The following is a 9,657-nucleotide window of genomic DNA, read 5'->3' on the forward strand; positions in this document are numbered from 1 at the left end:
CAAAAAAGCCCACAAATGTGAGCTTTTTTATATATTTTATCTAATTGACAGTCTAAAAAATTAGCTGTGAAACTAAAATTAAGAATTTTTTTGATCAATCAGTTTATTGTCGGCATCGAATAATTTAATGTCGAGAGGCATTTTACCAAGTGCATGAGTTGCACAACTCAGACATGGGTCATAAGCACGAATTGCAACTTCAACAGCATTTTTCATAGGTTCGGTAATTTCTCTTTCGCCGTTCATGTAGCTTTTTGCAACAAAATTTACAGCTTTATTCATTGGCTCATTATTGTTTGTAGTTGAAACAATAAGATTTGCCATCTTAATCTGATCGTTGTCGTTAATTTTGTAATGATGGAAAAGTGTTCCTCGAGGTGCTTCAATCAATCCAACTCCTTCTTTTTGTTTTGTGCCTTTTATAACAAGATCGTTTCCTTGAAGATCCGGATCTTCGAGAAGAATTTTTATCATCTCGGCAGCGTGAAGAGTTTCAATTAATCTAGCCCAGTGCATGTGCATACACATATTGTTTGGCAAACCATTAGTGTAGGCTTTATAAATCTCAAACTCTTTCTGAGCAAGTGGAGTAGGAATAAAATCGACAGTATTAAGTCTTGCAAGAGGTCCAACTCTGTACCAGCCATCTTTTTTGCCAATGTGTCTCAAATATGGGAATTTCATATAGCTCCAAGATTTTACTTCTTCGCCAACATAATCTACATAATCTTGATAATCAACATCATTAAGAATTTTATTTCCATCAGAATCTACAGCTCGAAGTTTTCCATGATAAAGATCTAATGCACCATCTTCGCGTACCAAACTCATATGACTTGATGGGAAATACGAAAATTTATCGATGAAATCTTTATTTCCTTCCTGATATTTTTTAAAGAAATCTAATGCACCTTGTGCCCAATGAACCATATGTTCTGCATTCAACGGATCTGCTGCTTTTAGTACTGAGTCTCTTTCTTCAATACTTAGGTTTTTGTTTATTCCTCCTGGGATGGCACCTGTTCCATGAATTTTTTTACCGGCAGTGAGTTTAATAATCTCTTGTCCGAATTTTCTCATCATCACTCCTTGTACAGCAAGGTCGGGGTGCTTCATTGCAACGCCAATGATGTTTCGGGTAGCAACATCGCCATCTATTCCGAAAAGTAAATCGGGAGAAACAAGGTGGAAAAAGTGAAGAGCATGCGATTGGAAAAACTGACCGTAGTGCATAAGTCTTCTCATTTTTTCGCCAGTAGCTGTAAGTCCGTTTCCGGTTCCTGCACCAACAATCACGTCTAATGCTTTTGCAGCAGCAAGATGGTGGCTAACCGGGCAAATTCCACATAGTCTTTGAACCAACACTGGCATTTCCCAATATGGTCTTCCTTGTGCAAATCTTTCGAATCCTCTAAATTCTACAATATGTAGTCTCGATTGAACAACATTATTATCTCTATCAAGATGAATTGTTACTTTTCCGTGACCTTCAACTCTGGTTACGGGTTCTATTGTTACTTTTTTTCTTATCATCTTTTTCTTTTTTAGTCAAATTTAACAACTTCATAAGGTAAATTAAGTTCATTGCCTGTAACTAGAGCTACGAGTGCTTCCCAAATTAAATCGGCTCTGGGAGGGCATCCTGGCAAATAGTAATCTATTTTTACTATTTCGTGGCAAGGATAAACTTTATCTAAAATCATTGGCAATTCTTCGTCATTTGGAATAATCTTATCCGGATTATCATCGACTGTTGGCCCGTCTAAATATGCTTCGTGGAAACATTCTTTTATAGGAATTCCATTTCTAAGGGCAGGGAGTCCACCCATAATTGCACATTCTCCAAGCGAAATAAGAATTTTACAATTTTTTCTGAAATCTTTTAGAACATGAACATTTTCGCTATTGCAGCAACCGCCTTCAATAATTCCAATATCGCATTGTTTTGTAAAAGTTTTAATATCGTCCACTGGGGATTTATTAAATTCCACGAGTTCAATTAGTTTTAATATTCTTTCATCGATATCTAAAATAGACATATGACATCCGAAACATCCTGCTAAGGATGTTGTTGCTACTATTGGTTTACTCATTTTTTATATCTCCTTATTCTTTTAAATTTTCAATTTCACTTCCAATTGGGATTTTATCGTATTTACGTTGCCCTATTGGCGTATCATAACCTTTTTCTTTAACAAGAATCGAACCTACAGGACAAATGTCCATTGCTTCCTGAGCTAATTCATCTGATATATTTGCTCCAATTTCATGGTCTAAAACGACTTTAACATTATGTCCTCTTTTGTTGTATGCAAATAGGCTTCTGCCATTTTCATCTTTGATTGTTCTAACACATCGTTTGCATAAGATGCAGCGATTTTGGTCTTTTACAATTTTTGGATTTTCTGCTTCTACCTCTTTCACTGGGAAAACATAGGGGAAACGTGGAACCATCATATTAAAGCGATAGGCTAATGCCTGAAGCTCGCAATTTCCACTTTTTTCGCATGATGGGCAAAAGTGATTTCCTTCAACGAATAGTAATTCAACTATCGATTTTCTAATATCTTGAATTTCGGGAATATCATTTTCTATCTCCATTCCGTCGGCAAGAGGTGTGGTACAAGACGACATAAATCTGCCATTGACTTTTACTGTGCAAATTCGGCATGAACCCCTTGGCTTTATTCCTACTACATTACATAATGTGGGAATATATATTCCGTTTTGACGGGCAGCTTCAACTATATAGGTGCCATTTTCGGCAGTATAAAGTTTCCCGTCTAATTTAAATTTTACTTGTGTGCTCATCTATTTAAAGTTTAAATATTTTGTTTTAAATTATAGGTGTTCTATCTACTACCTCACACGAATCTTTTACGGCTGCACTCATATTGAAGCATGAATCGTATTCTTTTTCGTCCTGAACTTTTTCAGTATATATATGTAAAAGATTCTTAATGCTGGTTAAAATTGGATTCATACTTGTCTGTCCTAAACCACAACGACTAACTTTTACAATTTCGCCCCATGCTTTCAAATCTTCAATATCTTGTGGAATACCTCGTCCTTTGATAATTTTCATTAGTTTCTTTCTCGAAACCACAGGTACGTTTCTACAAGTTGAGCAAGAGCCACATGATTCTTCAATAAAGAAATCGATGAAATTCAGAACAACTTCTTCGAGGATTTCTCGGTTGTTGCCAATAATAATCATTGCTCCTCCGGTAGCTATATCTGAATAGCTTAAAGTTCGGCTGAATTCGTTGGGACCAACTAAAGTTCCAGAAGGACCACCAACCTGAACTGCTTGCACATTTTCAGCACCGGCCATATCAAGCACGTCACTAATTTTAAATCCCCATTCTACCTCATAAATGCCAGGGAATTTACAATCACCGGAAATACTCAAAATCTTTGTTCCGCTAGAATGATTAATTCCCATCGATTTGTACCAGTCTGCACCATTTGTCAGAACTTTTACTGCAGAACATAGTGTTTCAACATTGTTAACTACGGTTGGTAAATCAAGGTATCCTTTTTCTACAGGGAATGGCGGACGGTCTCTTGGTTCACCACGTTTTCCTTCTATAGACTCAATTAATGCAGATTCTTCTCCGCAAACATAAGCTCCGGCACCAAATTGAATTCTGATATCAAAATCGAATCCTTCAATTCCAGCAATACCTTTTCCAAGATAATTGTTTTCTCGAGCATTTTTTAGAATAGTTTCAAGATAGCTTTGAAGATATTTGTATTCGTATCGTAAATATAAAATACCTAAATTCGCTCCTATCGCATATCCGGCTATTGCCATTCCTTCAAAAACCAACTCGGGTTTTTCTGTCAAAATCACACGATCTTTGAAAGTTCCTGGCTCGCCTTCATCGGCATTACATATAACAAATCTTTGGTCGCCAGACGATTTTCTACAGAAATCCCATTTCATTCCTGTTGGGAAACCCGCACCACCTCGGCCACGTAGATTTGAGTTTGTAATCTCGCCAATAACTTCTTGAGGACTCATTTTTGAAAGAGCTTCTTTAAGAACTTTTCCTTGAGTGTAATTATCTTCCAGAACAATTCCTTTCTTCCTTATGTTGTTATTAACCACAGATTTAAGAAGGTCGGAACTGTTTTTTCCTCCTCCATAACCTTCAACCAAAATATCCTTCGCATTTTTGCCGGCTTTAATATCGGCAACTATTTCTTTCACTCTGAAAGGAGTTAGTCGTGTAAAAATGACGTTGTTGATAATTGCAGCAGGTTCCTGATCGTTCATTCCAATACAAGATGTATCGAATAAACCAATTTGATTATCGCTACTTACTTCGCCAAACTTGCAACCAACTTCATTTTCAAATGCTTCCTTCACTTTTTCTCTTCCCATCATATTGGCAACAACACTATCATTAAGATAGATTGCATATTTCCCAACAGGCTTTTTGGAGAAGAAGTGATAGAATGATATAGTTTGTTCTACATCTACTTGGGAAATTCCGATCATTCCGCTTATTTGCGAAACAGCTTCGTCAGAAATAAAACCAAACTCTGCCTGAATATCTAAAAGAATATCCATTAATCGAGTTTTATCTTTCCCGAATTTTTCAACAATTGCTTCTACTTTAGTGTTCATAAATTGTTATTTATTTCAAAATTTAACTATTATTTTCTATTCCTGTCTTTATAGTTTATCTAATTACCAAATTATCAAATACATAAAAATTCAAATCGTCAAATTTACACTAATTGATTTTTCTCACATATGATTTTAGTCAGCTTAAAATAATTAGTGGGTTTAAGAAAACGTCAATAACTTCGTTATGCTCGTGTTTAATAAAAGTCATTTACAAAAGTAAACTCCTGTTATTAAACACTTCACAAGCCTTGTTCTTGTCGCTTTCTTAAAAACCACCTCAGAAATAGTAGGTTTTCTTATAATTTATTAATTTTACCTTTAGGCTAATTATAAAAATTGAATTTAGATTATGAAAAAATACTGCTTCCTATTTGTTTTTATCATTAATATCACTTTTGCTTTCCCTCAGGTTCATACTACTTATTTGTGGCATTTGCAGCAGCCCAATTATTGGCCAGAGCAAAGCATAACAAATCAGTACCACTATCAAACAGTTTGGGAATCTGATTATTTAAAAACCAGCGGAGGAAATATATATTCCGATGGGCAGGCTCATCCTTTAAACGATTTAAACGACATTTTCAGTAAAGCCGACCGTGTTGCAGTTTATCAATATAGAGCTAAAGATGCCGTTCTATCTTTGTTGAGTTTTACTGATGGCGGAGCTCAGGTAAACTATTCCGGTTGTCTAATTGAGAACATTAATAGTCTTGCTCAAAACAACCAATGGGGATATTCTTCAGGATGGGAATCAAATTTCCAAACTGCAAGAGGATGGACAACATCTGGCGGAAAGCCACGAATGGATATTGTAGGATTTACAATGCACCACGCAATTTCGCCGCTTCTGAGCGAAAACTGTTTACGTAAGCAAATTCAGGCTCACAGATATATTTATAATCAAACTTTTGGAACATCGCCAAACTACTCGAAAGGATATTGGCCAGCCGAATGTTCGTTTAGCGAAAGAATAATTAAAGTATTAGTTTTGGAAGGATTTGAATGGTCGATAATTGCCAATAGTCATCTTGCCCGTACTTTGCAAGATTACCCCCTACAATTTGGAACATCCGGTTGTAATTATAGCCCACCAAACAAAGCAGATATTATTCCCCAAAATGGAACAAACTGGTGGAATGGACAAATTGACGGCCGAGGAGGAACTTTTGCTGCACCTTATTGCTATCAGGCTCACAAAGCAAAATATGTTGATCCGGAAACAGGCTCAGAATCAATCATTACAGTTGTTCCAATGGCAGATTTGCTAAGCTACCAAAATGGATTTTCCCTAATGGGAACCGGCGACATAGATAGCCATATTGCACCTCACAATAATTCCTCGCAGCCTTGTATTGTGTTAATGGCTCACGATGGCGACAATGCCTGGGGAGGAGGCTATGATTATTATGCAAATTCGGTTCCGGGCTTTGCCAGTACAGCTTCTTCGCAAGGCTACATTCCCACAACAATTGAACAATTTCTAACAGATTTTCCTGTTCCGGCAAACGATATTGTTCATGTTGAAGATGGTTCGTGGGTAAATGCAGCAAACGATTGGGGGCATCCACAATTTATTAATTGGTTGTGGCCAATGTATAATTCAAATAAGCAATTCGATCCGAATGGTTGGACTGAAGATGCCAGAAATTGGGCAGTTTTGGTGGCTGCTGAAAATCGTATTCAAATGGCAGAAGATTTGACTTCATCGGTAGATATTGCTGATATTGTGAATCCTTCCGCATCTTCGAACAATGCTGAGCTGGCGTGGCATTTTATGCTACCAGCTTACACCAGTGGATATATGTATTATGGTTCATCGCTCGACATGGAAGTGAAACAAACGCTAGCATGCAACAATGCAACTTCATACGCAGACATTGTGATAAATGCCAACTCAGGAACCGACAATACAGCCCCTACAGTTTTTATTCCGCAGCGTTTTCCATACAATCCGGGCGGAACCGGTTATGGACCAATTTATGATTATCAGCAACATCAGAATTCTTCCGATTTTCATGTTTGGACATTTGCCTATGATGTTAGCGGAATTCAAATAATTGAATTAAAATACAGAGTAGATTTCGATGGACAAAATCCATTGAGCAACAACGAAAATGAAACTTATGCAGGAGGCTCTGATGTAAGTTCATGGAGCACAATTTCAATGTCGGAAAGAGTTTTCCCAACTGGAAATATTACAGGCAGTTCCGAAATAGATTTTTTCATCTTACCTAATTATATTGCTAAGGAATATTATGCTGAAATATCAGGTTTTAGCGATACATTGATTGATTATTATGTTGAAGCTACCGATCTTGACGGCAATATCACAAAAAGCCCTATTCAGCATGTTTATGTTGGTTCATATTCCGGAGGATCGTCCCAAACTGGTGTTTATTGGGAGCCAAGCAATCCTGATTTGAACGATTCTATAACAATATTTGTTAGCGATGCCAGCATTGGAGCAAAGCTACACTGGGGAATTTATCAAGCCAATGGAGACTGGGATAGTCCGATTTCTGAATATTATACACTAAATTCTGATTTATTTAATGGTTCCGGGCCAGCTCTCGAATCGCCATTTTCTGGACCCGATGCAAACAATCTTTTGTCAATTACAATAGGACCTTTCGATAATCCTATGCAAATTGCCGAGCAAATTGCATTTGTAATTCATTATGATAATGACACTTGGGACAATAACAATTCGAATGATTACTATATTTCTATCGACAATAATCCTTCTACAAAAAATGAAGTTAATTCTTTTAATTCTGATATTGAAATATTTCCAAATCCGTTTTCCGATTTTTGCTATATAGTTACGCCAGAAAACAAATACAGCTTAATTGAAGTTTTTAATAATTCAGGTGAGCTTGTAAAAAAACAAAAAATTGAACAACGAAATGTCAAATTCGAAAGGGGAAACTTAAATGCAGGAATATATTTTGTGCGAGTTTCTACTGAAAACCAGTCGCTATTTTCAATGAAAAAACTGATTATTCTTTAACTTTCAGTCATTCGATAATTCTTGCAAATTTCTTTGATAGTATTATCAATTGGAATGAAATTATAGTCTAATAATTCAATAATTTTTTTATTTGAAAAGTATTTTTTTGAATGTGCAGATTTTGCCGACTGGCGTGAAATAATCGGAGTTTTATTGAATATTAGTTTTTTAAGAAATTCAAGTCTCCACGCTATTTCGGTCAAAAAAGGGTTTGCGTAAATGTTTGGCGGTTCTTTTTTTAACTTACCGGCAATTTTTTTCAAAATAGATTCGAAAGACAAATTTTCGGAATTTAAACAAAATCGTTCGCCTGAGATTTCACTCTTCATCAATCTTATCATAATTTCGCAAACATCGTGAACATCAACATATCCGCTTATTCCTTTCGTAAAGAATTTTAATCCATCACTTACTTTATGAAATATTTTTGAACTTCCTTTTTCCCAAAATCCGCTTCCTAAAATTATTGATGGATTTACAATTACTGCATTCAAACCTTCTGCAATTCCACGCCACACCTCCAGCTCTGAATGAAATTTGCTAATTGAATATCCGGCATTTTTACTAACCGATTTTCTTTCCGATTTTTCATCTATTAATTCTCCGGGTTCTGCTGATCCGAGGGCTGCGATAGAGCTAACATGGCAAAATTTCTTAACTCCGGTTTCGAGGCTGGCGTTCACTATATTTGAAGTACCCTGAACATTATTTATTATCATTTTTGATTTATCGTCAGACTGGAAAGAAACAATCGCTCCGGCATGATACACGTATCTTATTCCATCAAGACATTCCAGAATGCTATTATAATCTAATAAATCGCCTTCAAGCCATTCAATTTTTGCAAATAAATCTGTCTCATTTTCTTTATTATGATACGAAAATACCCTTTTGACTTCGTCAAGATTTGAATTTTTTCGTTTCAAAGCACGAACTTGTTCACCTTTAGAGATTATATGATAAAGCAAATGTGCTCCAAGAAATCCTGTACCACCAGTAACAAATACCATCAAATTTATATTACAAAAACAATCTATTGAAAAAAACAAAAGCCCTTATCTTCAGAAGATTAAGGGCTTTTTGTAGTAGCGAGGACAGGACTCGAACCTGTGACCTTTGGGTTATGAGCCCAACGAGCTACCAACTGCTCCACCTCGCAATATATTTTCAGTATCTTTTTTCAATAATTTCGCTGCAAAAGTAATATTATTTAATTAAAAACAAAAATGATTTTTAAAGTTTTATGCAAATTTCATAAATCTTCTTTTCTCAATATCAGCAAAAATAATTCATAGTCAATTCGTAGGATAAGTCAAAATTACAGAATTGACAGTTTTTATTTGATAGCCTTCGCCCGGAATCATATCGCCAATATTATTTATGCTATAAATAGGCCAAAAAATTAGTCCATCTCCGTTTTTTACTATTACAATTTCGTTTACTATTGGTGCTAACATAGTTTCTATCGATGATGATGACTGTCGCAAATATCCGATAAAACTCCAATTTTGAGGAATTGTAATGGGTGTGAGTTCTGGGGTTACTGCATTTCCGTAAACAAATAATGTTTGTGGTGAATTCATTTTTACCTGATAGCCTTCACCAATTATCATATCTCCAATATAATTTATATTATAAAATGGCCAATAAGTCATTCCGATTGTATTTTTTACAATAATTATTTCAGGATATAAATAGTTCATAACACTATCGATGTTAGCCTGAAATGGGTCGATATAAGTAGAAATAATATTCCAACCGAATTGCATATTTATTGCTTGGTTTTCAATCATATAAATAATTATCGAATCAGTTGTATTGCAATAATTTGAGTCTGTAACAATTACTGAAAAGTAGTTTGCTCCAGCATTCATTATGGAACTATCCAATGAAATTGTCTGATTTGTTTCACCATTGCTCCACAAATATGAAATAAATCCTGCTCCGGCATCGATTGTATAAATTTGAGAAAATCCTATTGTAGTATCGTTTCCAAGATTTATTTCTG

Annotated in this window: 7 protein-coding genes and 1 tRNA gene; 1 reads left to right on the plus strand and 7 read right to left on the minus strand. The window is 35.6% G+C overall.

Annotated elements, in window-relative coordinates:
• Positions 1-78 precede the first annotated feature (78 nt).
• Genes HN894_07535 through HN894_07550 form a run of 4 tightly spaced genes read right to left on the minus strand, consistent with a single transcriptional unit; the run spans position 79 to position 4,636 of the window.
• Positions 79-1,530 (minus strand): Ni/Fe hydrogenase subunit alpha, encoded by a 1,452-nt coding sequence (locus HN894_07535; GenBank protein ID MBT7143177.1) that lies wholly within the window; start codon positions 1,528-1,530, stop codon positions 79-81.
• Between the two features lie 14 nt (positions 1,531-1,544).
• Complete coding sequence (locus HN894_07540) at positions 1,545-2,093, minus strand: NADP oxidoreductase (GenBank protein MBT7143178.1); 549 nt, start codon at positions 2,091-2,093, stop codon at positions 1,545-1,547.
• 13 nt (positions 2,094-2,106) lie between these two features.
• Positions 2,107-2,811: a 2Fe-2S iron-sulfur cluster binding domain-containing protein gene (locus HN894_07545; GenBank protein ID MBT7143179.1), complete on the minus strand. Its 705-nt coding sequence runs from the start codon at positions 2,809-2,811 to the stop codon at positions 2,107-2,109.
• 25 nt (positions 2,812-2,836) lie between these two features.
• Entirely contained in the window at positions 2,837-4,636 is a 1,800-nt protein-coding gene (locus HN894_07550; protein MBT7143180.1) for a hypothetical protein, read from the minus strand.
• Positions 4,637-4,988: 352 nt separating this feature from the next.
• On the opposite strand from HN894_07550, the gene HN894_07555 reads away from it, so the two are divergent.
• Entirely contained in the window at positions 4,989-7,649 is a 2,661-nt protein-coding gene (locus HN894_07555; GenBank protein ID MBT7143181.1) for a T9SS type A sorting domain-containing protein, read from the plus strand.
• Here HN894_07555 and HN894_07560 read toward each other — a convergent pair.
• The 3 genes from HN894_07560 to HN894_07570 form a co-directional block, all read right to left on the minus strand.
• Positions 7,646-8,659, minus strand: a complete 1,014-nt coding sequence (locus HN894_07560; protein ID MBT7143182.1) for an NAD-dependent epimerase/dehydratase family protein — start codon at positions 8,657-8,659, stop codon at positions 7,646-7,648. The two genes, HN894_07555 and HN894_07560, sit on opposite strands and share 4 nt — an antisense overlap.
• Before the next feature lie 76 nt (positions 8,660-8,735).
• Positions 8,736-8,808: transfer RNA gene (locus tag HN894_07565), tRNA-Met, on the minus strand.
• Between the two features lie 136 nt (positions 8,809-8,944).
• The coding region (locus HN894_07570) for a hypothetical protein (protein ID MBT7143183.1) at positions 8,945-9,657 on the minus strand (713 nt) is incomplete at its 5' end.

The organism is Bacteroidota bacterium, assembly GCA_018692315.1.
GTDB lineage: Bacteria > Bacteroidota > Bacteroidia > Bacteroidales > JABHKC01 > JABHKC01.